We start from the raw sequence: 24403 nt of genomic DNA, 5'->3' as shown, positions 1-24403 counted from the left end.
GAGCCCGCCCGCTCCGGGGCCCGCCCGGTACCGGAGCCCGCCCCGCTCCAGGGCCGGCGCGGTTGAGGAAGGTCCGCGCCGGGTCCTCTCCCCGGTTCGCGCAGCCCTCAGACGGTCACGCCGTTGACTCCGGCCGTCGAAGCCTCGGCCGAGTCCGCTGCGCCGCCGCGCGACCCCGCAGCTGACCCCGTCGCCCCCTGCTGTCCCGCAGTCGACCCTGACCCCGGCGCCACCGCGAGCAGCGAGTCGAAGACTCGGCGGAGCTCGTCGTCGGCGTCGGGCACACCGGCGACCGAACGGTAGGCGACGTAGCGGTCGGGGCGGACGATGACGACGCCGGAGGAGCTGATGCCGCGGTTCTTCATCCACGCCATCCGCACGTCGACGAAGTCGCAGCCCTCGAGGCCGACGGTGTGCGCTCTCAGCGGCAGGCCGCGCTCGGCGGCCAGCCGGTTCGCCGCGTCGACCCAGCCCTGGCCGTCCTCGCCGGCGAGGACGAGGAAGTGCCCACCGGCGACGAGGTCACCGAGCGCGATCCGCTCATTCGACTTCTCGACGAACGCGTGGGGGAGCGGATGGCCCGGTTTGGTCGAAGGCTCGTAGAGCCGGACGGGGTCGATGGGGGCGTAGGCGGGCGATCCGTCGGAGACGATGGCCGCGGAGTCATACCGATACCCGAACTCGACGTTGTGATGGCGGAACTCCATCGTCTGCGTCCCGATCGCCTTGTTGAGCGCGTGGCGCTTCTCCGCGGCGTTGGGCAGCGAGTCGTCCCAGATCGGCTCGAGTTCGGCCCAGTTGTCCGCGGCGGAGGCCTCGGGGGAGAGGTTGAGCGCCTTGTCGATCGTGAAGTGATTCATCGCCGAGGCGACCGCGGCGTCGACATTGTCCTGATCGACCGGCTGGCGCTCGGCTTCGTAGGTGTCGAGCAGTGCGTCGTCGGCCTGGCCGGCGAGGACGAGGGAGAGCTTCCACGCGAGGTTGTACCCGTCGTGGATCGCGGAGTTGAGCCCGAGTCCGCCGGTCGGCGGGTGGCGGTGGGCGGCATCGCCGATGAAGAAGACGTCGCCGGCCCGGAACCTCTCGGCCACGACGCCCTCCATGATCCACGGCGAGACCTTGTGGACGGTGAGCGCCGAGCGGTCGACGCCGAGCACGGTGCACAGGCGCTCGATGACGAGATCGTCTTTCAGTGCGTCCTTGTCGTGCGTGGCGTAGTCGAGATGAACGACCCACTCCTCCGAGGTCGTGCCCCAGTTCTCGGGCCCCATCGCCACGAGGACGCCGGAGGACCATGATCCGCCGAATTCCGGATTGACGAGCCAGCGGATGAGCACATCGTCGTCGCGGGCCGACTGGGAGAGGTCGGCGGAGAAGTGGACGGAGACCATCATCATGAGGTCGGTCGGGCCGGTCATGCCGACGCCGAGGGCCGGGCCGATCGTGCGTCCGCGATCGGCTGCGATCGCATAGCGGGCACGGACGGTGTACTCGGTGTCGGTGTCCTTGTCGAGCACTGTCGCGCGCACCCCCTCGTCGAGCTGCTCGATCGCGGTGACCTCATGATTGAAGCGCACGCCTCGGGGGTCGGGGTGGAGCTTCCGGGCGTGGTCGAGGAGGAGCGGTTCGAGTCTGATCTGGGGCAGGTTGCACGTGCGCTTCGCGCTCGCCGCGATGTAGTCCGGGTCGGTGTAGCCGCCGCCCCAGACCTCGAGGTGGCCGAGGCGGCGCCCGGAGTACCGGTGATCGCCGACGAGGCCGGCGTACCATCCGGTGGCCTTCATGTTCTCGGCGGGTGTGCTGCGCTTCTCGACCTCCGGGGCCACGCCGACCTCCTCGAAGATCTCCATCGTGCGCTGATTGAGCACATGGGCCTTCGGCAGCTTCGAGGTGTAGGGCAGCGAGCTGACGAGCAGGTGATCGACGCCGAGCTTCGACAGGTTCATCGATGCCGACAGTCCGGCTCCGCCGCCGCCGATGATGAGAACGGGTACTTCGATATCAGCCATGGTGCCTCCTTGCATCCCGGCATCGGCGTTGCGATGCCACAGGCTCTGATCCGACTTCTGCGCCACGATCGGTCGTCGCGTGGTGTCCACCGTATGAGCTGAATCACAACATTGCAAGAGAAAAAAGATATTTTCAGCAAACGTCGACAGATGACCGTTCCGTCTATACTGACGCTATGCCAGGACCTCGGACCGGAAGCACGCTGTCGGCGGAAGCCTATGATCGCCTGCGAGCAGATCTGCTCAAGGGAACCTTCACGCCGGGATCCAAGCTGCGCATCGGTGAGATCGCCCGCGGATTCTCCGTCAGCGCCTCGGTGCTCCGGGAGGCGATGACGCGGTTGGCTCAGGATGGACTGCTCAGTGCCAGCCCGCAGCGCGGGTTCTCGGTTCCCGAGCTCACCGTCGGAGCGCTCGAGGATCTCACCCGTGCCCGCCGCATCATCGAAGCCGCCGCCCTGCGGGAGTCGATCGCCGATGGGAGTCTGGCGTGGGAGTCGGATGTGCTCGCGGCCCATCACATGCTCGAGCGCACCGCCTTCACCGATGGGGGAGGGCACATCACCGAGGAGTGGGGGCAGGCGCACGGGGTGTTCCACGAGGTCATCCTCGCCGGCGGCCGGAGTGAGACGCTGTCGAAGGTGGCGACCGATCTGCGGGCGCGCTCGGCGCTGTTCGTCCACTGGTCGCGCGAACTCGTCGTCGACGAGACCCGTGACGTCTCCGGTGAGCATCGGGAGATCGCCGAGGCGACGGTGGCCCGAGAGGTCGAGCGCGCGGTGCATGCCCTCGAGTGCCATATCCAGCGTTCGGCCGATGTGCTCATCGCCAGCGTCACCGCGAAGGCGAGCGCCTGAGCCGCATGCCCCTGCGATGCAGAAGAACCCCGCGGAATCCGCGGGGTTCTTCGTGGTGGTGGCTCCGACCGGCGTCGATCCGGTGACCTTTCGATTTTCAGTCGAACGCTCTACCAACTGAGCTACAGAGCCTGGCCGCCGACATACGCAAATATGTCGAGAGAAACAAAGGCTCTTCCGAAGAAGAGCCTTGTGCTCCGCGACCCTGACGGGACTCGAACCCGCGACCTCCGCCGTGACAGGGCGGCGCGCTAACCAACTGCGCCACAGGGCCTTGCTGTTGTGGTGACAGACCTTTCGATCCTACACCGTACCCCCAACGGGATTCGAACCCGTGTCGCCGCCGTGAAAGGGCGGTGTCCTAGGCCTCTAGACGATGGGGGCCTAGTTTGCTCTCGGATTCCCCGTGGGCAACGACGTTAAGCTTATCCCAACCTTTTCGGAGAATGCAAAACAGATCGCGGTGTCCTCCGTCACAGATTTCCGGCCCCTTTCGCGGGCCTCGCGCACCCGGATTCCCATGTCAGTTCCGACCGTTAGGATCGGGGCCATGGAGCAGCTGAGCGACGAGGAATTCGATGCCATCCTCGACGAGGCGGTCGAATCGCTGCCTGCCGGAGTCACCGACGAACTCGACAACGTCGCCCTCTTCGTCGAGGACCGTCCCGAGGACGGCAGTCGCACCCTGCTCGGCCTCTATCACGGGATCCCGATCGGCGAGCGCGGTCAGAGCGGACTCGAGATGCCGGACACGATCTTCCTCTACCGCGACAACCTCATCGCCTTCGCCCGGGATCGCGATGACCTCCGCGAGCAGCTCGTCATCACGATCGTCCACGAGATCGCCCACTTCTACGGCATCGACGACGACCGACTCCACGAAATCGGTTGGGGGTGAGGCCGGCTGACCCGGTGCCCGAACGCGATGATCCCGTGTGAGCTGGACGAAGGCTCGCTGTCGGCAAGTTCGGTTTGCCTCCATTGATTGGCGCAGGGCTTGACGGTTCGCCTATTGTGGGCGGGTACCCAATCAGTAACCGATACAACATTCCGTCCGTATCGAGCTGGGAAGAGCGCGAGGCTCCGGCAGTCGCGCTCTGCGTCTCCCTCTCGACCCGCGGGCAGGAGGCACGACCCCCTTATGACAGTTGCATCTGCATCCAAATCAGCCAGCGCGGCTACCCCGGCCGTTCGCGTTCTCAATCTCGCGGGCATCGACTACAGCCTGCACAGCTTCGAGCACGACCCCGCCACCCGGCGCTACGGCTCGGAAGCCGCTGACAAGCTCGGCGTCGGGTCCGATCAGGTGTTCAAGACCCTGATGATCCAGGTCGACGGCGCCCCCGTCACCGCTCTCGTCCCCGTCTCGGGACAGCTCGACCTCAAGGCTCTCGCCTCGGCGCGCAGCGCGAAGAAGGCGCAGCTGGCCGGGGTCGCGGAGACCGAGCGCCGCACCGGCTACCCGGTCGGCGGCGTCTCCCCGTTCGGGCAGCGCCACGCCGTGCCCGTCGTCATCGACCGCACCGTGCTCGAGCACGCCTCGGTCTTCGTCTCCGCCGGCCGCCGCGGCCTCGAGATCGAGATCCGACCCGAGGACCTCGTCATGCTCACGAACGCGCAGGTCGCGAAGATCGCCGCGCTCGACTGAGCAGAATCGATCACTGAGCAGAACCACCGAGGCGACAGCCTCACACCCACTCCACGTCGCCGACCTCCGGCTGGGCCCGCCCCGCTGTGAGGTCGGCGAACATCGTCAGGGCCGGATCCACCTCGGCGAGGGGGACGAGGACGTCGAGCGTCACCTCAGCGCCGTACTCCGCCCGGACCGACCACCCGCGGATCCCCGCCGCGCGCTCGAGGACATTCGCCTGCGCGTAGTCGACGGTCGCACGCACCGGCACGAGCTCCTGCTTCGTGATGATCGCCGCCTCATCGACCGCCGCCGAGGCGGCCTGCCCGTAGGCGCGCACGAGCCCGCCCGCACCGAGCAGGGTGCCCCCGAAGTACCGGGTGACGACGGCGAGGGCGTACGTGAGGTCGCGGCCGGCGAGGACGTCGAGGATCGGGGCGCCCGCCGTGCCCGCCGGCTCCCCGTCGTCGCTGAAGCGCTGCGTGCGCGCATCGGGATCGAGGATGAACGCCGTGCAGTGATGGCGGGCCTTCGGATGCTCCGCGCGGCGGGCGGCGATGATCTCCCGGGCCTGCGCTTCGGTCTCGACCGGGGCGATGAGGCCGAGGAAACGGGACTTCCTGATCTCGATCTCGGCTGCGGCGGGGCGGGCGATCGTCCGGTAGGGCATGTGGTTCACTGTAGTCCGCGGACCTGGCCTCCCAGTGCTCTACCCTTGAGCGTAGGCGGCGCCGAGGCTGCGCCGCATGCCCCGCTGCCGGGCCCGGACGAGCGCGAAAGGTGACGATCATGGAGCAGTTCAGCGATGCGGAGATCGCGGAGATCAAGGACGAGTCCGCCCGCGCCTACGCCCTCGACCGCGCCCACGTCTTCCACTCGTGGTCGGCGCAGAGGACGCTCGACCCGATGACCGTCTCCCGGGCGGCGGGCTCGTACATCTACGACGGCGAGGGCCGGCCGCTGCTCGACTTCTCCTCCCAGCTCGTAAACACGAACATCGGCCACCAGCATCCCAAGGTCGTCGCCGCGATCAAGGACCAGGCCGATCTGCTCTGCACGATCAGCCCCGCGTACGCCAACGCCGCCCGCTCGGAGGCCGCCCGCCTCATCACCGAGCGCACCCCCGCCGGCCTCGACCACGTCTTCTTCACCAACGGCGGGGCCGACGCCAACGAGCACGCGATCCGCATGGCCCGCCTCCACACCGGCAGGCACAAGGTCCTCTCCCGCTACCGCTCGTACCACGGGGGCACGCAGACGGCGATCAACGTCACCGGCGATCCGCGACGGTGGAGGAACGACCTCGGCGATTCCGGTGTCGTCCACTTCTTCGGCCCCTTCCTCTACCGCTCCGAATTCGCCGCGACCACCGAGGCGGAGGAGACCGAGCGCGCCCTGCGCCACCTCGAGCGCACGATCGAACTCGAGGGCCCGTCGACGATCGCCGCGATCGTCCTCGAATCGATCCCCGGCACCGCGGGCATCATGATCCCGAGCCCGGAGTACATGCAGGGCGTGCGGGCGCTCGCCGACGCCCACGACATCGTCCTCATCGCCGACGAGGTGATGGCCGGCTTCGGTCGCACCGGCCGGTGGTTCGCCTTCGAGCACTTCGACATCGTCCCCGACATCATCACCTTCGCCAAGGGCGTCAACTCCGGGTACGTCCCGCTCGGTGGGGTGATCATGGACGATGCCGTCTATGACTCCTTCGCCGAGGTGCCCTACCCCGGCGGTCTGACGTACTCCGGTCACCCGCTCGCGTGCGCGGCCGCGGTCGCGACGATCGATGCGATGGAGAACGAGGGCATGGTCGCCCACGCCGCCCGGATCGGCGAGGAGATCATCGGACCGCGCCTGCGGCAGATCGCGGAGACCTCGAAGCACGTCGGGGAGGTCCGTGGCACCGGGGCGTTCTGGGCGATCGAACTCGTCTGGGACAAGGAGACGAAGGAGCCGCTGGCCCCCTACGGCGGCGGCTCACCCGAAGTCGCCTCGGTGCTCGCCTCCCTCAAGGAGTACGGTCTCGTCGCGTTCAACAACTACCACCGCATCCACGTCGTCCCGCCGATCAACATCAGCGAGGACGACCTCGAGAAGGGCCTCGGCATCCTTGACAAGGTCCTCACCGACCTCGACTTCCCGCCCCGCTGAGCCGCCGTCCCGGCGCTACCGGGCGTCGTGGGTGAACGCGCCGCCGAGGACGGTCGCGCGGACGGGGATGTCAGCGATCTCGTCGGGGGCCACCTCGGCGGGATGGGCGTCGAGCGCGACGAAGTCGGCGAGCTTCCCCCGGGTCAGCGTGCCCTTGTCCGCGCCCTGCCCCGAGGCGACGGCGGCGACCGAGGTGTAGGCGGCGACCGCCTCAGCGGGGGTGAGCCGCTCGCTCGCTGCGCCCATGACGTCACCGTCCCGGGTCGCGCGGGTGACGAAGGCCTCGATGCCGCGCAGCGCCGTGCCGTCGGCGCACGGGCGATCCGAGCTGCCGGGCAGCAGAACCCCGGCGTCGACGAACGACTTCGCCCGGTAGAGCAGGCGGCGGCGCTCGGGCCCGAGCGACCGGTTCATCCCGTCGCCGATCGCCTCGGCGAACGCGGCCTGCGGGGTCACCGCGATGCCGTGCTCGGCGAGCGTCGCGAGGTGCTCGTCGTGGACGAGACCGGCGTGCTCGATCCGGTTGGGCACCGCCCGCCGGCCGTGGAGCCTCTGCGCCTCGACGATGTTCGCGATCGCGGCATCGACGGCGGCGTCGCCGATCGCGTGGACGGCCAGCGACCACCCGGAGGCGTACGTGTCGAGGATCTGGCGGCGCAGCACCTCGGCGTCGGCCTGGAGGTACCCGCGATGATCGCGGCCCGCGTAGTTCTCCCGCAGGGCGGCGGTCTCCCCGCTCATCGCCCCATCCATGAAGAACTTCACCGGGCCGATGCTGATGAGGTCGTCACCGAGGCCGGTGCGCAGTCCCGCGTCGAGACCGATCCCGAAGCCGTCGGCCGGGTTCGCGGCGATCGCGTGGAGGCCGTCGGCCTGCGGCATCAGCTGCGCGCGGGCCCGCAGCCGGCCTTCCTCGCGCGCCCGCAGGTACGCGGAGATCTCGATGGGGGAGTGGCCGATCCAGCCGTAGGCGATGCCGCATTCCCCGAACGAGGTGATGCCCTCCTTCGCGTACTGCGTCGTCGCGAGATCGAGGGCCTCGACGATCGTGTCGAGCGAGTACGGGCGGATGAGGTCCTGGACGAGGCCCTGCGCAGTCTCCTCGACGAGCCCCGTCGGATGCCCGGCGGCGTCGCGGACGACCTTCCCGCCGACCGGATCGGTGAAGCCGGGGTCGAGGATGCCGGCCCGGCGCATCGCCTCGGTGTTGACGATCGCCGCGTGCCCTGAGGTCTGGCGCATGAAGAGAGGCCGACTGCCGGTGATCGCGTCGAGGCGGGACAGCTCCGGGTACTGCCCGCCGTAGTCGCGGTGGGCGAAGCCGGTCGCCTCGATCCACTCGCCCTCAGGCGTCGTCGCCGCCGCCTGCTCAAGTGCCGCGTAGACGTCGGGCAGGCCGCCGGGCATCGCCGTGACGTCGACGGAGGCGAGCGTGAGGCCGAACCACGTCGTGTGGCAGTGGACGTCGTTGAAGCCCGGGAGCACGGTCGCCCCGCCGAGCGATTCGACGCGGTCGGCGGTGACGCCGTCGAGGTCCTCGTCGATGCCGACGATCCGCCCGGCGAAGACCCCGATCCGCTGCGCCCGGGGCCGGGCGGGGTCGAGGGTGTGGGCGTCGAGATCCGTGAAGATCGCGTCGATTCTCATGGGGCTGCCTTCTCCGTGGACGTCGCTGTCACCGGTGACCCGGTCACCTCGAGTCTGCCATCACAGCCGGGCGCCGCGGATCGCGGGGTCGGTGAGGCAGTGGACGAGCGCCGGGCCCCGGTGGTCCAGCGCGGCGGCGAAGGCCTCGCGGAAGTCCGCGGTCCGCTCGACCCGGATGCCGAGTCCGCCGAAGGCCGTGGCCATCGCCGCGAAGTCGGGGTTGTCCAGGGCGGTGCCCGTCGCCCGGCCCGGGTAGTCGCGGTCCTGGTGGCCGCGGATCGTGCCGTAGACGGAGTTGTCGTTGACGACGATCGTGAGGTCGACCCCGTACTGTGCGGCCGTCGCGAGCTCCTGGCCGTTCATGAGGAAGTCCCCGTCCCCGGCGATGCAGAAGATCGTCCGGTCGGGGGCGACGAGTCCCGCGGCGACGGCGGCGGGCACCCCGAAGCCCATCGACCCGTTGCGCGGCCCGAGTGCCGAAGGGAAGGCGTGCGTGGGCAGGAACCGCGTCGCCCACCCGGAGAAGTTCCCCGCCCCGTAGGTGACGATCGCGTCCTCCGGCAGCAGCTCCCTGACATGGGTGAACGCCTCGTCCATGTCGACGAAGCCGGGGCCTGAGCCGGGGGCGGCCTCCGTTCCGGCCGGTGCGGGTCTCGGCACCCGCCATGCCTCGAATTCGGCGCGGGCCGCGGTGATCCACGCGGGGAGTTCGGGTGCGGCCGCGGCACCGGTCTTCCCGCCGGCGACCTCGTTGACCGCGCCGTCGGCGGTGACCGCGTAGTCCGGGGTCCCGTCCGCGGCGACGACCCGGGCGGCGAACCGGCTCACCGAGGTGACGATGTGCTCATCGAGGCGTCCGAAGTGCCCGTGCGCATCCGGGTCGGGGCCGATGACGATCGTCTTCTGCTCCGTGCCGAGGGTGAATCCGTCGGTGGCGACATCCGTGCGCACGCAGCCGAGGAAGATGTGGAGGTCGGCCTCGGCGAACACGCGCTGGGCCACCGGGGCAGCCCCGTACCCGAGGATGCCGAGGAAGTTCGGACTGTCGTGGTCGATCCCGTCGTAGGCGCGGAACGTGCCGAGCACCCCGAGGCCCCGGTCGGCGGACCAGCGGGCGATGCGCTCGGCGGTGGCCTGCGGCCAGTCCTCCCCGCCGATGATGAGGACGGGACGTTCGGCCTGGTCGATGCGGGCCCGCACCTCGGTGAGGTCGCCGTCGTCGGGGGCGGGCACCCCGACGGTCAGGGGCGGAATCGCCGAGGCGGTCGTGCGCCGGGTCAGCACCTCCTCGGGCAGGCCGACGACGACGGGACCCGGCCGGCCGGTGACCGCGGTGTGCAGCGCATCGGCGACCACCTCGGCGGCCTTGTCCGGATCATCGAGGACGAGGACCTTCTTCGTCGTCGAGCCGAACCACCCGCTGAGGTCGAACTCCTGGAAGGACTCCCGACCGCGGTGGGAGGTGGGGATGAGGCCGACGAAGACGACGAGCGGGGTCGCATCCTGGTGGGCGGTGTGGACGGCGGCCATGACGTTCGCGGCACCGGGACCGCGGGTGACCATCGCAACCCCCGGCACCCCGGTCATCCGCCCCTCGGCCACGGCCATGTACCCGGCCCCGCCCTCCTGGCGGCAGACGATCGGGGTGATGGGCGAATCGTGGAGTCCGTCGAGGACGTCGAGGTAGGACTCGCCCGGGACGAGGTAGGCGCGGCGGACGCCGTGGGCCTCGAGCTCGCGGACGATGAGGTGGCCGGCGGACAGCGACTCTGATGCATCCATTCCTCATGCTTATCACTCTTTCGTCTCAAGTGGGCACCGCGGTGGCGAAACGGGTGAGGGCAGGCCGTATGATCGTCAGCACAACGGATTTCGCACCACGCCAGGAGGCTCCAGCATGACCGGCATCGACTCCGACGATCTTCCGGGGCGGGCGATCTTCACGCCCGAACCGTCGGCTTCCGGAGGAGGTGCGCGAACGCCGCTGCGACCGGGGTTCCTCACGAGACCGGAGAAGGCGAAGCTCGAACGCGACCCGGGAATGCCGGCGAGCACGTGGCGGCTGCGCTCGGACGCGTGGGAGTACCTCAAGTACGCGATCAAGCGCCTCGTCATGAGCGGCGGGGACTTCTCGATGATCGCCGCCGACGGCGAGGTGTGGCGGTCCCTGCGGTCGCTGAAGACCATCGAGCTCTACTGGGGCGGGTTCGGGCAGCGCTACGTCGAGGAGATCGCCGAGCTCCTCTCCGACGGCGAGTTCGACCGGGCCCACGACATGATCACCCGCGCGGTCAACCGGCTGCGCGGGACGACGGTGCCTGACCTCCTCGAGGACGAACTCACCGAGGAGGAGCGCAATGAGCTGCGCGACCGGCAGGACCAGCGTCCCCGGTTCGAGGTCCTCATCGTCGACGAGACGACCGAGGGCGGGCGCGACGAACTCCACGCCGACCTGCTCAAGCTCCGCAGCCCCTCCGACCAGTTCATCTACGACTACGTCATCGTCCCCACCGCCGATGACGCCGTCGTCGCCGCGCTGACGAACCCCAACCTGCTCGCGTGCGTCATCCGGCCCGGGTTCACCGACCGCACCCGTGAGGTCCTCAGCCGCGACCTCCGCGATGCCGTGGCCTACGCCCACGAGGGGACGACGTCGTCGCCGACCGGGCCGATGAGCCCGCTCAACTCGGTGCGCCGGGTGCTGCGGCTGGCCGACACGCTCGCGGGCATCCGCCCCGAACTCGACCTCTACCTCATGGCCGGGGCGCACATCGAGAGCCTCGCCGGGGCGCTCACCCACCGCTTCCGTCGCGTCTTCCGCCGGGAGGACCAGTTCGAGCTCCACCTCTCGCTGCTCCGCCGCGTCCAGCACCTCTACGACACTCCGTTCTTCGCTGCGATCCAGGAGCATGCCCGGCGCCCCGCCGGGGTCTTCCACGCTCTGCCGGTCTCCCGCGGCGGATCGGTCGTCGGGTCGAAGTGGATCAGCGACTTCGTCGACTTCTACGGGCTCAACCTGCTGCTCGCTGAGACGAGCGCGACCTCGGGTGAGCTCGACTCCCTGCTCGCCCCGGTGCGCACCCTGAAGAAGGCGCAGTCCCTGGCCGCCCGCGCGTTCGGCGCGAAGCGCACGTACTTCGTGACGAACGGGACGTCGACGGCGAACAAGATCGTCCACCAGGCCGTTGTCGCCCCCGGCGAGGTCGTCATGGTCGACCGCAACTGCCACAAGTCCCATCACCATGCGCTCATGCTCACCGGGGCCCGGGCCGCCTACCTCGAGGCGTACCCGCTCAACGACTTCGCGTTCTACGGCGCGGTGCCGCTGTCGCGGATCAAGCAGCTCCTCCTCGACTACCGGGCCGCCGGTCGCCTCGACGAGGTGCGGATGATCACCCTGACGAACTGCACGTTCGACGGCATCGTCTACGACCCCGAGCGCGTGATGGCCGAGTGCCTCGCGATCAAACCCGATCTCGTCTTCCTCTGGGACGAGGCGTGGTTCGCGTTCGCCCGCTTCCATCCCGTCACCCGCAAGCGCACGGCCATGGTCGCCGCCGAGCGGCTCGATGAGAACCTGCGGACGAACGCCCACGACGCCGCGTACCGGGAGCAGCGGAAGCGGCTCTTCGACCCGGTCACCGGGGAGCCGGCGCCCGACGAGGTGTGGCTCAATGAGACCCTGCTCGCCCCGCCGGATGCGACGATCCGGGTGTACGCGACGCAGTCGACGCACAAGACCCTGACCGCGCTGCGGCAGGGGTCGATGATCCACGTCTACGACCAGGAGTTCGGGGCCGGCGCCGAGGAGGCCTTCCACGAGGCGTACATGACGCACACCTCGACGTCGCCGAACTATCAGATCCTCGCCTCTCTCGACCTCGGTCGGCGGCAGGTCGAGATGGAGGGCTTCGCGCTCGTCCAGAAGCAGCTCGACCTCGCTGTCAGCCTCGCCTCGGCGGTGGCCCGGCACCCGCTGCTGAAGAAGACGTTCCGGGTGCTCACCGCCAAGGACCTCATCCCCGCCGAATACCGGGAGACGACGCGGTCGATGCCGCTGCGCGACGGCCTCGGGACGTTCTGGCACGCGTGGACGACGGACGAGTTCGTCGTCGACCCGAGCCGGATCACCATCGAGATCACCGGCACCGGCGTCGACGGGGACACGTTCAAACACGAATACCTCATGGACCGCTACGGGATCCAGGTCAACAAGACGAGCCGGAACACCGTGCTCTTCATGACGAACATCGGCACCTCCCGGTCGGCCGTCGCCTATCTCATCGAGGTGCTCGTCAAGATCGCCGAGAAGTTCTCCGACCCGCACGCGCTCACCCGGGCGAATGCGGCGACGGAACTCGCCGTCGTGATGCCGCCGCTGCCCGACTTCAGCGCCTTCGCCCCGGAGTACGCCGCCGAGGTGCCGGCCGAGGACCCCGCGGCGCAGCTGCCCGACGGGGATCTGCGGTCCGCGTACTACGCGGGTCTGCGGCAGAAGTCGGTCGAGTACGTCCTCCCGCACGAACTGCGCCGTCGCGTCGATGCCGGGGAGACCCCCGTCTCGGCCGGGTTCGTCACCCCGTACCCGCCCGGCTTCCCGGTGCTCGTGCCCGGTCAGGTCATCACCGCCGAGGTGCTCGACTTCATGTCCGCGCTCGACACCCGGGAGATCCACGGCTACGACGCGCGCCTGGGCTACCGGGTCATCCTCGCAGAGGTCGCCGGAGAGTCGGAGACGACCGGCTGAAACCAGTGTGACTTGTGCCATACTCGGTGCATGGACATTCAACTCGAACCCGGAGACATCGACACCGCGGTTCCGCCCTCGGGACCCGGATGCGTCGAATGCGAAGCGACCGGCGGCTGGTGGGTGCATCTGCGCCGGTGCGCGGCCTGCGGTCACATCGGGTGCTGCGACACCTCTCCGTCGCAGCATGCGAGCAAGCACGCCGCGGAGACCTCGCACCCGGTCATCCGCAGCTACGAGCCGGGCGAGACGTGGTTCTACGACTTCCGCACCGAGCAGGTCTTCGACGGACCCGAGCTCGCCCCGCCGGAGTCCCACCCCGAATCCCAGCCGGTGCCCGGACCCGCAGGCCGCGTGCCCGCGGACTGGATGGACAAGGTCCACCGCTGAGCGTCCCCACTCACGAAAGGTTCCGTCATGGCCAGTGACAAGTCGATTCATCAGCAGATCAACGACGCCGTCGAGGAGGAGCGCGAACTGCGCCGTCGCCTCGGTGCCGGTGAGATCACCGAGGAGCAGGAGCACCAGCGCATCGCCCAGCTCGAGGGAGAGCTCGATCAGCTCTGGGATCTCCTCCGCCAGCGGCAGGGGGAGCGCGACGCCGGACGCGATCCCAACCTCGCCAAGGAGCGTCCCGTCAGCGAAGTCGAGAACTACCTCCAGTGACGGCCTCCGCCGCTCCCGCCGAGACCACCGCCGATTTCGTCGTCGTGGGCTCGGGGGCGGGCGGCGGACCGCTCGCTGCGAATCTCGCCGCGGCGGGATTCAGCGTCGTCGTCCTCGAAGCCGGCCGCGATCACGACTGCCGGTACTACGACATCCCCGTCATGCAGGCCTATGCTAGCGAGGACGTCGACATGGTGTGGAACTTCTTCGTCTCCCATTACGACGATCCCGACCGCGGAGCGCGGGATGCGAAGTGGGTCGACGAGGAGGGCGGGATCCTCTATCCGCGGGGCAGCACGCTCGGCGGCAGCACGGCGGTGAGCGCGCTCGTCCACATCGCCCCGCATCCGCGGGACTGGGATGCCCTGGCGTCGCTGACCGGGGATGAGACCTGGGGCAGTGCGCACATGCGGACGATCTTCGAGCGCATCGAGGACTGGCAGGGTGTCGACGCCCGTCCGCTGCCCGGCGACACCGAAGCCGACCGCGACGCGACAGCGCACCACGGACGCGGCGGGTGGCTGCCGACGACCCGGGCGGATCCGGCGATCGCCGGTCGGGAACCGCGGTTCCTCGACATCATCAACGCCACCGAGGCGACGAGCCGGGAGAGGTTCGGCATCCCCGCCGAGGTGTCCCTGCCGCGTGACATCAACGCCGCCGACACCCCGCCGGAGTACCAGGGCATGTCGTTCGTGCCCGTGGCCGCCGGCGGTGGGCAGCGCCACGGTGCCCGGGAGCGGCTGCTCGCCGCGCGGGATGCTCACCCGGAGAACCTGACGATCATCGAGGATGCGCTGGCCACGCGGGTCGTCGTCGACGGCACCCGTGCCGTCGGGGTCGAGTACCTGCCCGGTGCCGGGCTCTACCGGGCGACGCCCGAGGAGCGCCGGTCCGCCGAGGCGTCGCCGGCGGCCCGCATCGTGCGCGCCCGCCGCGAGGTGATCATCGCCGGCGGGGCATTCAACACCCCGCAGCTGCTCAAGCTCTCCGGCATCGGTCCGGCCGCCGAGCTGCAGGAGTTCGGCATTCCCGTCGTCGTCGACCTGCCGGGGGTGGGGGAGAACCTCCACGACCGCTACGAGGTCTCGGTCGTCAACGAGCTCGATGCCGACTTCCCGATCTTCGACGGGTCCACGCTCGACGTGCCCGCACCGGGGGAGCCCGACGACGATCTCATGAAGGAGTGGAAGGACGACCGCGGTGGGCCATATTCGACGAACGGGTCGCTCGCGGCCCTCGTCGCCCGCACGAGTGCCGCGTCCGATGACGGCACCGATGTCATCGTCTTCTCCCTCGCCGCGGACTTCCACGGGTACTACCCGAACTACTCGTATGACGCGAAGCCCCATCACAACCGGATGAGCCTGCTCGTGCTCAAGGGCTGGACGCGGGATCGCGCCGGGTCCGTGCGGCTGCGCTCGGCCGATCCGCGCGATGTCCCCGACATCCGGATGCGGTATTTCGATGAGGGGTCTGAGGGCTGGGAGACCGACCTCGACGGCGTCGTCGACGGGATCGAACTGGCGCGGGAGATCGCCTCGAACATCGAGAACACCAAAGTCGTGCGCGAGCTCGTCCCCGGCGCCGAGGTGGACACCCGGGAGAAGCTGCGCGATCACGTCATGGCCGAAGCTTGGGGTCACCATGCGTGCGGCACCGCGAAGATCGGCGCCGCTGACGACCCGCTGGCGGTGCTCGACGGAGATCTGCGGGTGAGGGGTGTCGAGGGCCTGCGTGTTGTCGACGCGAGCGTCTTCCCCGACATCCCCGGCTACTTCATCGCCAGCGCCGTCTACATGGTCAGCGAGAAGGCCTCAGACCAGATCATCGCGGAGCACGGGGGCCGCTGAGCCGGCTCCTGGCGCCTCCGCCGGCGCCGTCGCCGAGACCACCACTTCGCGCCGAGATCGCCACTTATAACCGGCGATCTCGGCGCGAAGTGGTCGTCTCGACGAGGGCTCGCAATTTTTATGTGGTGTTTGCATTCATTTGCAGCTGTTTGATGGTTATTGTGAATGCATGGTCACTGTGTTCAGCTCGAGTGAGTTGCGCGACCTCGGTATCGGGGCCGACACGTTCGACGAGTGCATCGGCCGGATCCGGCGCGGCTGGTTCGTGCTCAAGAAGCCGTGCGAGAACACGGCCCATGAGGTCCTTCACGAGATCCATGACGCGTCGGGACATCCGTACCCGCAGACCTTCGGCGACATCCGCGACAGCACCGAGCAGCTCAAAACGCTCATCCGCTCCTACGTGCGGGAACTGCTTCCGGGGAGCTTCTTCTCCCACGTCTCTGCAGCCATCATCCACGGACTCGATCCGCCGTTTCCCACGACGACAGCGGCCGAGCTCATCCGGTCCGGGTATGCGAAGAGGAAGCCGACGGTCCACTACCGGAATCGCGACGTCGCGTCTGACGACCGTGCCCGCGTCGGCGACCTTCCCGTGACGTCGATGAGGCGGACGCTCCTCGACCTTGCCCACGACTATCCGAGCGATGTCTCGGTTCCCTTCATCTCCCAGGCTCTGCGAGAGGGGAAGGTGACGAAGGAGTCACTCGAGAGCGGCATCCGCCTCGGCAGCCGAGGGTGCAGGAGCGCGCAGCTGGCACTCGAGCTGGCGAGTCCGCTGCATGAATCAGCGGGCGAAGCGCTGTGCGCGGTCAAGTTCCATCGCTTCGGCATCACCGGCATGATTCCGCAGGTCGATTCCTACGATGCCAGCGGCGCCTGGATCGCCCGCAACGACTTCCGACATGAGACTCTGCCGCTCGTCGTCGAGTTCCACGGGCTGGGCAAGTACTTCCTCAACGAGGGCGGGCCTGACCGGGCGAGTCAGAAGAACCACGAACGTCATATGAGGCTGCTCAACTCCGGGCTGCGGGTGTTCAACCTCGTGTGGGGAGACCTCTTCCGCGCCCAGCCGTTCACGGAGATCAAGGCCGAGCTCAAGGCGCTTGCCTCATCGAGATCACCACTTCGCGCCGAGATCGCCACTTCTGAGCGGCGATCTCGGCGTTAAGTGGGGGTCTCGGCGTCAGCGGGTGCCCTCCAGCCCGAATCGCTCGACGAAGCGGCGCTGCCACGGGGTCTCGACGGCGCGCGGGTCGTAGTGGGTGCGGACGTAGGCGACCGCCTCGGTGGGAGGCACGCCGTCGATGACCGCCAAGCACGCGAGCGCGGTCCCGGTGCGTCCGCGCCCACCGCTGCAGGCGACGCCGACACGGTCGAGCTCTGCTCGCCGCCAGCACTCGACGAAGGCATCCGCGGCGTCGTCCCGGTCCTTCGGCAGGGCGAAATCGGGCCATGCCACCCACCGCAGATCCAGCGCGGGCGCGGGACTGTGGGCTTCGGCTTCGAACTCGCGCTGCCTGCCGAGGAGGATGAGCTCGAAGTCCGCGGCGTCCGGTCTGTCATCTGCGGCAGCGCGTCTCGACCGCGCCAGGGAGCGCCCACGAACCAGTCGACCCGACGGCAGCGTGAGCACGCCCTGACTCGTCGGGTCCCAGGTGCTCACGACTGCTACTCCAGCTGACCCGGGTGGAGGACGCGGGAGAGGAAGTCCTTCGTCCGCTGCTCCCGCGGATTGCCGATGACGTCCCTGGCCGGGCCCTCCTCGACGACGACCCCGCCGTCCATGAAGACGACACGATCGGCGACCTGGCGGGCGAACTCCATCTCGTGGGTGACGACGACCATCGTCATCCCCGCCTCGGCGAGGCGACGCATGACCTGCAGGACATCACCCACGGTCTCCGGGTCGAGCGCCGAGGTCGGTTCGTCGAAGAGCATGAGGTTGGGGTCCATCGCGAGCGCGCGGGCGATCGCGACGCGCTGCTGCTGGCCGCCGGAGAGCTGATCGGGGTAGCGGTCGGCGTAGCCCTCCAACCCCACCTGCGCGAGGCGGTCGAGAGCGATCCGCTCCGCTTCCGCCCTGCCCCGCTTGAGCACCCGACGCTGCGAGATCGTGCAGTTGTCCATGACCGTCAGGTGCGGGAAGAGGTTGAACGCCTGGAACACCATGCCGACATGCCGGCGCAGACTGTTGATCTCCACATCGGGGTCCGTCGCGTCGTAGCCCGCGACGGTGATCGTCCCGGCGTTGGGCCGCTCGAGCAGATTGACGCAGCGCAGCAGGGTCGACTTCCCGGATCCTGAGGGGCCGATGAGGCAGACCACCTGACCCGGCTTGACGTCGAGATCGATGCCCTTGAGCACCTCGACATCGTCGTAGGACTTGTGCAGGCCGGTGATCGTGCACCCTTCGGCGTGGATGTCCTCGGTCGGTTTCGATGCAATCGACATATCGTCCTACTTCTTGATCTTGGCGGTGCGCGACTCGAAGCGCCGGGCGAGGATCCCCAACGGGACCGTGATGACGAGATAGCAGACACCGGCGACGACGAGCGGTGTCAGCCCCGCCTCCGGATTGGAGATCGCCTCTCTGCCGAACTTCGTCAGCTCGTACTGGGAGGCGGTGAGGCCGAGGATGTAGATGAGCGAGGAATCCTTCGTCATGAGGATGATCTCGTTCGTCAGCGGCGGCAGGATGATGCGGAACGCCTGCGGGATGACGATCGTGACCATCGCCCGCGTATGCGACATGCCCAGCGACCGCGCTGCCTCGTACTGGCCCTTCGGCACGGCCTGGAGCCCGGCGCGGATCGTCTCGGCGATGTAGGCGGACTCGACGATGCCGAGCGCGAGCATCACAGTGACATACGTGTCCATCCGGATGCCGAACGCATAGGGCACCGCGTAGCCGAACGCGAGGAAGACGAGGAGGGCGGGCACGCCGCGGAAGAGCTCGATGTAGGCCGTCGCGATCCACCGGTAGGGAGCGACCGACGAGATCTTCATGAGCGCGAGGAGGATCCCGAGTGACAGCGCGAGCACGAACCCGAGGGCCGTGTAGATGATCGTGTTGACCAGCGCAGTCGTGATGATCTCGGGGAACTGCGCCGCGATCACGTCGGGGTTGAAGAACTTGAGGTAGATCGTCTGCCAGTCGGCGAGGAAGACGGCGAGAAGGACGGCGACGATGAGGATGCCGTATTGGATGCCGCGGGATGTCCGCTCGCGCTGACGCACGCTGAGTGCCACAGTGCCTCCAGAATTCTGGGCCCGATGTGAGGAGCCCTCATGCATCCGGCGGGGTGGGCCGCATGCGGTGTCGGTGGACGGGAACCTGCCGAGGCCCGGTCGGCGTCATGCCGACCGGGCCTCATGCACGGACGTCAGGGAGTCGTCGCCGCCCGATCCGCTTCGGGGATCCGCGCGGCGTCGGCGACGTCGCCGAACCACTTGTCGACGGCGGCGTCGTAGGCGCCGTCGGAGTAGAGGCGCTGCATCGTCGTTTCAAAGGCGTCGAGCATCGGCTGATTGCCCTTCTTCACCGCGGCGCCGAGGACCTCGCCGGTGTCGTACTCCTCGACGAAGACGAGGTTGTCATCAGCGGCGACGGCGGTGGAGATGATGGAGATGTTGCCGATGACCGAGTCGACCTGACCGGTCTGGATCGCCTGGGTCATCAGACCGGAATCCTCGAACTGGACGGGTGTGGCGCCGTTGTCCTGGGCGTAGGTCTCACCGGTCGTCGCCTGCTGCACGCCGACCTCCTTGCCCTTGACGTCGGCGATGCCCTTGATGCCGGACTCCTTCGTCGCCATGAGCCCGAGGTTGTCCTTGAGGTACGGCGCGGAGAAGTCCATCTTCGTCTTCCGGTCCTCCGTGATCGACATGCCCGACAGGGCGATGTCGCACTGAGCGGTGTCGAGCGCCGACCCGGATTGGATGGCCTCGAACGCGGTCGTGATGACGTTGAGCTCGACGCCGAGGTCGTCGGCCAGACCCTGGGCGAGGTCGATGTCGAAGCCGACGTTCTCGCCGTTCTCGACGAACTCGAACGGCTCATAGGGAATGTCGGAGCAGACGGTGAGCTGTCCTTCGCTGACGAGGGGGACCCCGCCCTCAGCGGTCGGTTCCGACCCGGATCCTCCACCTCCGCATGCGGACAGGGCGAAGAGGGCGCCAGCGGCCACGGCGGCCATGGTCAAGCGTCGTTTCATGGATCCTCCCAGATCGTCGGTGACGGCGATGTCACACGCATGTGCGCCGCCCAGCAACCGAATTCTGAGCGGCATCTGTGAGGAATCGTACCGTGTACTGTGTCACATCGATGTTTCGTCGGCCCTCGCCGAGGTGGTCGTTGCCAAACCGTTGCACGAAGCCGTTGCACGAAGACGTTGCACGAAGCGCCGAGGCGGACCTGCGGGTCCACCTCGGCGCTGGGTGCTGGGTTCTGCTCTGCGGTCAGCTGGGTCGGGACTCAGCTCAGTTCGGCTTCGATGTCGAGGTCCGCGGTCTCCTTCGCGAAGTAGAGCGCGACGAACGTGAGGAACGCGGCGGCGACGATGTAGAGGCCGCACCAGAAGATCGTCCCTCCCTCGGCCTGCCACAGCGCGACCATCGCGAACGGGGCGGGACCGGCGCCGATGACGCTGGCCATGTTGTACGACACGGCCGAACCCGTGTAGCGGACGTTGGCGGGGAAGAGCTCGGGCAGGTACGCGGCCATCGGCCCGAACGTCAGCCCCATGAGGGTGAAGCCGATGATGAGGGCGGCGACGACGCCGACGGTGCCGGCGTTGAAGAGCGCGTTGACGGCGAAGCCGTAGACGGCGATGAGGACCGTGACGCCCATGAGCATCTTCCGCCTCCCGAGCTTCTCCGCCAGTGGTCCGGAGACGACGGTGAAGATGCCGAAGAACACGACGCCGATGATGAGGTAGGTGAGGAACTCGTTCTTCTCGTAACCGAGCCCCGCGACGAAGCCCGCGGGATCGAAGGGCTTGCCGGCCGCCTCGGCGGCGGTCTCTGCCTGCTCCACCGTCGCCGGGGACGTGCCGTACGTGAGCGTGAACGCGGTCATGAAGTAGAAGATGACGTAGGTCGCGAGCATGATGAACGTGCCGAGCAGCAGCGGCAGCCAGCTGCCGGTGAAGACGCGGCCGATCGGGGCGCGGGAGATCTGCTGGCGCTGCTCGACGAGCTGGAACGCCGGGGTCTCCATGAGCGAGAGCCGGACGTAGAGGCCGACGGCGACGAGGAGGGCCGAGAGGAGGAACGGGATCCGCCAGCCCCAGGCGAGGAAAGCTTCGGGCGAGGTCCACGAGTTGAGGCCGACGAAGAGGAGGTTCGCGAGGATGAAGCCGACAGGCGCGCCGAGCTGTGGGAACGTTCCCCAGATCGCACGCTTGCCCTTGGGGGCGTTCTCCGTCGCGAGCAGGGCCGCACCCGACCATTCGCCGCCGAGGCCGACGCCCTGCGAGAAGCGGAGGAGGACGAGGAAAAGCGGGGCGAGGACGACCCAGCCGGGTGTGTCCGCGGTGGGGAGGAGGCCGATGAGGAACGTCCCGATGCCCATGATGAGCAGGGACGCGATGAGCGTCTTCTTCCGGCCGATGCGGTCGCCGAAGTGACCGAAGATGATCGACCCGACGGGGCGGGCGACGAAGGCGACGCCGAAGATCGCGAACGAGCTCAGCAGCTGCGTCGTCGAGGTCTGGTTGGGGAAGAAGAGGGCGGGGAAGACGAGTGAGGACGCCGTCGCGTAGGCGTAGAAGTCGAAGAACTCGATGGTCGTGCCGACCATCGAGGCGCTCAGCACCTTGCCGCGCGTGTTGTTCTTCCTCGTCGCCGCGATCGCCTCGGACTCGGCGGCAGACTGCGCGGGCGCGCCGTCCGGCTGTGTTTCGGTGGACATGTTCTCTGTGCTCCGCTGTGGTGGTGAACACGGGCAGTCGTGCTCGTGTGGACGGACCGACACTACGCTCGTCTCAGCAATCGCACAGACTGCGTCTCAGAGATCGAGATTACTCGGATATCCGATGATTCTGTCCGACTCGGCCGCGGGGCACGGTCACAGGTCGAGAGTCGTGCGGCTCGATGGCGCGGCCGGGCCCTTCCGGCGCAGGACGATCGCGATCGTCAGCACGATGAGGCCGGCGAGGCAGAGGCCCACTCCCACCCACGCGGGCGCTCGGTAGCCGAGACCGGCGGTGATGACGATGCCGCCGAGCCATGCGCCGAGGGCGTTGGCGAGATTGAACGCCGCGTGGTTCATCGCCGCCGAGAGGCTCGGGGCGTCGGTCGAATCACGCAGCAGCCGCATCTGCAGGGAGGTCGTGATCATCGAGCCGGCGATGCCGATGAAGAAGAGCGCGATGATCGCGACCGCGGCGTTCTCCGTGAACGCCCCGAACGCGGCGAGGACGAGAGCGGAGAGGATCATGCCGCCGGTGCCTGAGCGTTCGATCGACTTGTCGACGAGCGGACCGGCGATGAGCGAACCCGCCGTCATGCCGAGACCGTAGACGGCGAGCACCCACGGGATCGCGGTCTCCGGGACATGCGCGACCTCCGTCATCGTCGGGGTGATGTAGGTGTAGACGGCGAACATGCCGCCGAAGCCGATCGAACCGGCGAGCAGGGTGAGGATGATCTGCGGCCGTGCCAGCGCCTTGATCTCCCCGCGCGCCGAGGGCGCCTGCGAGAGGCTCACCCGGGGCACTGCGATGGCGACCATGATGACGGTGAGGATGCCGAGCGCGGCGACGAGCGCATAGGCGCTGCGCCAGCCGAAGGCGTTGCCGAGGGCCGCGGCGACGGGCACACCGACGATGTTCGCGATCGTCAGACCGAGCATGACCCTCGCCATCGCCCGGCCGCGGCGGCCCACGGGCACGAGCGAGGCCGCGACGATCGCGCCGATGCCGAGGTAGGCGCCGTGGGGGAGACCGCTGACGAAGCGGGCGATGTTGAACAGCGCCGCATTCGGCGCGAGCATCGAGGCGACATTGCCGAGGGCGAAGAGCCCCATGAGGCACAGGAGCAGGAGCTTGCGGTCCATGTGCGCGGCGATCGTCGTGATGAGCGGAGCCCCGACGACGACGCCGAGGGCGTAGAGGGACACCGCATGCCCGGCCTGCGGGACGGTGATGCGCAGCTCGGCCGCGATCTGCGGAAGGAGCCCCATCGTGGCGAACTCGGTGACGCCGATCCCGAACGCGCCGATCGCGAGGGCGAAGACGGCGAATTTGTAGGTCCGGCGGGGCACGGGCGCATCGCTCATGGCTGTCCTCTGGGATGGGGTGCGGATTCTCACCGACGGCAGGGCGGCCGCGGCAACCGCACCAGCCTAGTGCCCGCGACCGGGCACCGGTAGTCCGCGCCGTCACAATGTGATCGGTCCCATGATCCGTGCCATGTCCGTGGGTCAGGCTACTGTGAGAGGCGTGACGGATCCCCATGCGGCTGACCCCGAACCGCCGCCGGGCGGGCAGCGGACGTTCCTCCATGTCCTCATCAACACGGCGATCGCCAACGTCACGACGAGCTTCCTCTGGTTCGCCCTGACCTTCTGGGTCTACCTCGAGACCCGATCGGTGCTCGCCACCGGGGTCATCGGCGGGGCGTACATGCTCCTCGTCGCGCTCTTCTCGATGTTCTTCGGCACCGTCGTCGACCGGTTCCGCAAGCTTCGGGTCATGGTCGTCGCCACGGCCGGCACGCTCGTCCTCTTCGCCGTCACCGGGCTCATCTACCTGGCGGTGCCGAATCCGATCCTCCTCGACATCGGCGGACCGTGGTTCTGGGTCTTCAGCATCGTCATGCTCGCCGGCGCCGTTGTCGAACAGCTGCGCGGCATCGCCCTGTCGACGACCGTGTCCCTGCTCGTGCCCGGGCCCAAGCGCGCCAATGCGAACGGCCTCGTCGGCACCGTCCAAGGGCTCGGCTTCCTCGTCACGAGCGTCTTCAGCGGACTCGCCGTCGGGTTCCTCGGGATGGGCTGGTCGATCGCCATCGCCGTCGTCCTCATCGGCCTCTCCCTCCTCCACCTCCTCACCCTGCGGATCCCGGAGCCGGTCATCGTCGCCTCCGCAGGGCAGCCGGGCTGGGTCGACATCCGCGGCGGCCTCGCCGCGGTTCTCGCCGCCCCCGGGCTCTTCGCGCTCGTGCTCTTCACGACGCTCAACAACCTCGTCGGCGGCGTCTACATGGCGCTCACCGACCCCTACGGGATCGAGGTCTTCGGGTCCGCTCAGGCCTGGGGCATCGCCCTGGCAGTGGTCTCGACCGGGTTCATGATCGGCGGCGGACTCGTCGCGAAGTTCGGTCTCGGGCGCAACCCGATCCGCACGATGCTCCTCTTCTGCTGTCTCATAGGACTGCTCGGCGGGGTCTTCGCGCTGCGCGAGTCGTGGCTCCTCTACGGCCTCGGACTCTGGGGTTTCTTCCTCATGCTGCCGGTCATCGAAGCCGCCGAGCAGACGGTCATCCAACGGGTCGTGCCGTTCCGTCAGCAGGGTCGCGTGTTCGGCTTCGCCATGACGTTCGAGGCGGCATCGGCGCCGATCACCGCGTTCCTCATCGCCCCGATCGCGGAGTTCTGGGTCATCCCGTACATGCGCACCGAGGCGGGCGCCGACCGCTGGGGCTGGCTGCTCGGCGCGGGGGACGTGCGCGGCATCGCACTCGTCTTCCTGTGGACGGGCATCGTCTCGATCGTCCTCGCTCTCGCGGCCTTCGGCACGCGCGCCTACCGGATGCTCTCAGCCCAGTACCTCGAGGTCGCCGCCAAGGACGGGGCTGCCACGGACGGCGCGGCCGCAGACGGCGCCTGAGCGCAC

At 68.5% G+C, this 24403-nt stretch carries 20 protein-coding genes and 3 tRNA genes; 10 read left to right on the top strand and 13 right to left on the bottom strand.

The window, feature by feature from the left end; all coding sequences use genetic code 11:
• Positions 1-107 precede the first annotated feature (107 nt).
• Positions 108-2009 carry an FAD-dependent monooxygenase gene (locus FJ887_RS14940; RefSeq protein ID WP_140955679.1) on the bottom strand — a complete coding sequence of 634 codons (1902 nt, stop codon included), beginning with the start codon at positions 2007-2009 and terminating at the stop codon, positions 108-110.
• Between the two features lie 176 nt (positions 2010-2185).
• Here FJ887_RS14940 and FJ887_RS14935 point away from each other — a divergent pair, with 176 nt between their 5' ends.
• The gene (locus FJ887_RS14935) at positions 2186-2866 is read left to right on the top strand and encodes a GntR family transcriptional regulator (protein WP_140955680.1); all 681 of its coding nucleotides are present in this window, start codon (positions 2186-2188) and stop codon (positions 2864-2866) included.
• A 56-nt stretch (positions 2867-2922) separates the two neighbouring features.
• Here the strand turns inward: FJ887_RS14935 and FJ887_RS14930 are convergent.
• The 3 genes from FJ887_RS14930 to FJ887_RS14920 all read right to left on the bottom strand — a co-directional run bounded on the left by FJ887_RS14930 (position 2923) and on the right by FJ887_RS14920 (position 3250).
• Positions 2923-2998 (bottom strand) — tRNA-Phe (locus tag FJ887_RS14930).
• 68 nt (positions 2999-3066) lie between these two features.
• Positions 3067-3140, bottom strand: a tRNA-Asp gene (locus FJ887_RS14925).
• Positions 3141-3177: 37 nt separating this feature from the next.
• A tRNA-Glu gene (locus tag FJ887_RS14920) sits at positions 3178-3250 on the bottom strand.
• Between the two features lie 166 nt (positions 3251-3416).
• On the opposite strand from FJ887_RS14920, the gene FJ887_RS14915 reads away from it, so the two are divergent.
• Together FJ887_RS14915 and ybaK are read left to right on the top strand one after the other, a co-directional pair.
• Positions 3417-3764: a metallopeptidase family protein gene (locus tag FJ887_RS14915; protein ID WP_140955681.1), complete on the top strand. Its 348-nt coding sequence runs from the start codon at positions 3417-3419 to the stop codon at positions 3762-3764.
• Between the two features lie 243 nt (positions 3765-4007).
• The gene (ybaK, locus tag FJ887_RS14910) at positions 4008-4514 is read left to right on the top strand and encodes a Cys-tRNA(Pro) deacylase (RefSeq protein ID WP_137825194.1); all 507 of its coding nucleotides are present in this window, start codon (positions 4008-4010) and stop codon (positions 4512-4514) included.
• A gap of 40 nt (positions 4515-4554) precedes the next feature.
• Here ybaK and FJ887_RS14905 read toward each other — a convergent pair whose 3' ends face one another.
• Positions 4555-5166 (bottom strand): YigZ family protein, encoded by a 612-nt coding sequence (locus tag FJ887_RS14905; RefSeq protein WP_140955682.1) that lies wholly within the window; start codon positions 5164-5166, stop codon positions 4555-4557.
• 119 nt (positions 5167-5285) lie between these two features.
• Here FJ887_RS14905 and FJ887_RS14900 point away from each other — a divergent pair, with 119 nt between their 5' ends.
• Positions 5286-6650 (top strand): aspartate aminotransferase family protein, encoded by a 1365-nt coding sequence (locus FJ887_RS14900; protein ID WP_140955683.1) that lies wholly within the window; start codon positions 5286-5288, stop codon positions 6648-6650.
• A 15-nt stretch (positions 6651-6665) separates the two neighbouring features.
• Here the strand turns inward: FJ887_RS14900 and FJ887_RS14895 are convergent, their stop codons facing one another.
• Positions 6666-8297, bottom strand: coding sequence for an amidohydrolase (locus FJ887_RS14895; RefSeq protein WP_140955684.1), 1632 nt, complete (start codon positions 8295-8297; stop codon positions 6666-6668).
• A gap of 60 nt (positions 8298-8357) precedes the next feature.
• Positions 8358-10079 (bottom strand): thiamine pyrophosphate-dependent enzyme, encoded by a 1722-nt coding sequence (locus FJ887_RS14890; RefSeq protein ID WP_140955685.1) that lies wholly within the window; start codon positions 10077-10079, stop codon positions 8358-8360.
• A gap of 115 nt (positions 10080-10194) precedes the next feature.
• Here FJ887_RS14890 and FJ887_RS14885 point away from each other — a divergent pair, with 115 nt between their 5' ends.
• The 5 genes from FJ887_RS14885 (at position 10195) to FJ887_RS14865 (ending at position 16734) form a co-directional block, all read left to right on the top strand.
• Entirely contained in the window at positions 10195-13044 is a 2850-nt protein-coding gene (locus tag FJ887_RS14885; RefSeq protein WP_137825189.1) for an aminotransferase class I/II-fold pyridoxal phosphate-dependent enzyme, read from the top strand.
• Between the two features lie 30 nt (positions 13045-13074).
• Complete coding sequence (locus FJ887_RS14880; protein ID WP_137825188.1) at positions 13075-13434, top strand: UBP-type zinc finger domain-containing protein; 360 nt, start codon at positions 13075-13077, stop codon at positions 13432-13434.
• Between the two features lie 27 nt (positions 13435-13461).
• Complete coding sequence (locus FJ887_RS14875) at positions 13462-13710, top strand: DUF2630 family protein (protein WP_137825187.1); 249 nt, start codon at positions 13462-13464, stop codon at positions 13708-13710.
• Positions 13707-15563 (top strand): GMC family oxidoreductase, encoded by a 1857-nt coding sequence (locus FJ887_RS14870; RefSeq protein WP_137825186.1) that lies wholly within the window; start codon positions 13707-13709, stop codon positions 15561-15563. The genes FJ887_RS14875 and FJ887_RS14870 overlap by 4 nt, the downstream gene beginning before the upstream one ends.
• Positions 15564-15732: 169 nt before the next feature.
• On the top strand, positions 15733-16734 hold the full coding sequence (locus FJ887_RS14865; protein ID WP_140955686.1) for a hypothetical protein: 1002 nt from the start codon (positions 15733-15735) through the stop codon (positions 16732-16734).
• A 15-nt stretch (positions 16735-16749) separates the two neighbouring features.
• Here FJ887_RS14865 and FJ887_RS14860 read toward each other — a convergent pair whose 3' ends face one another.
• The 6 genes from FJ887_RS14860 to FJ887_RS14835 form a co-directional block, all read right to left on the bottom strand.
• Positions 16750-17229, bottom strand: a complete 480-nt coding sequence (locus FJ887_RS14860) for a protein-tyrosine phosphatase family protein (RefSeq protein ID WP_140955687.1) — start codon at positions 17227-17229, stop codon at positions 16750-16752.
• Between the two features lie 5 nt (positions 17230-17234).
• The gene (locus tag FJ887_RS14855; RefSeq protein ID WP_140955688.1) at positions 17235-18017 is read right to left on the bottom strand and encodes an amino acid ABC transporter ATP-binding protein; all 783 of its coding nucleotides are present in this window, start codon (positions 18015-18017) and stop codon (positions 17235-17237) included.
• Positions 18018-18023: 6 nt separating this feature from the next.
• Positions 18024-18815: an amino acid ABC transporter permease gene (locus tag FJ887_RS14850; RefSeq protein ID WP_198500565.1), complete on the bottom strand. Its 792-nt coding sequence runs from the start codon at positions 18813-18815 to the stop codon at positions 18024-18026.
• Positions 18816-18949: 134 nt separating this feature from the next.
• Positions 18950-19780, bottom strand: coding sequence for an ABC transporter substrate-binding protein (locus FJ887_RS14845; protein WP_140955690.1), 831 nt, complete (start codon positions 19778-19780; stop codon positions 18950-18952).
• 260 nt (positions 19781-20040) lie between these two features.
• Positions 20041-21477, bottom strand: a complete 1437-nt coding sequence (locus FJ887_RS14840) for an MFS transporter (RefSeq protein WP_140955691.1) — start codon at positions 21475-21477, stop codon at positions 20041-20043.
• Between the two features lie 156 nt (positions 21478-21633).
• On the bottom strand, positions 21634-22845 hold the full coding sequence (locus FJ887_RS14835) for an MFS transporter (RefSeq protein ID WP_140955692.1): 1212 nt from the start codon (positions 22843-22845) through the stop codon (positions 21634-21636).
• 133 nt (positions 22846-22978) lie between these two features.
• On the opposite strand from FJ887_RS14835, the gene FJ887_RS14830 reads away from it, so the two are divergent.
• On the top strand, positions 22979-24397 hold the full coding sequence (locus FJ887_RS14830) for an MFS transporter (RefSeq protein ID WP_140955693.1): 1419 nt from the start codon (positions 22979-22981) through the stop codon (positions 24395-24397).
• The last annotated feature ends 6 nt before the right edge of the window (positions 24398-24403 follow it).

The organism is Brevibacterium sp. XM4083, assembly GCF_006489205.2.
Taxonomy (GTDB): domain Bacteria; phylum Actinomycetota; class Actinomycetes; order Actinomycetales; family Brevibacteriaceae; genus Brevibacterium.
This window is presented reverse-complemented; position numbering and strand designations above follow the sequence as displayed.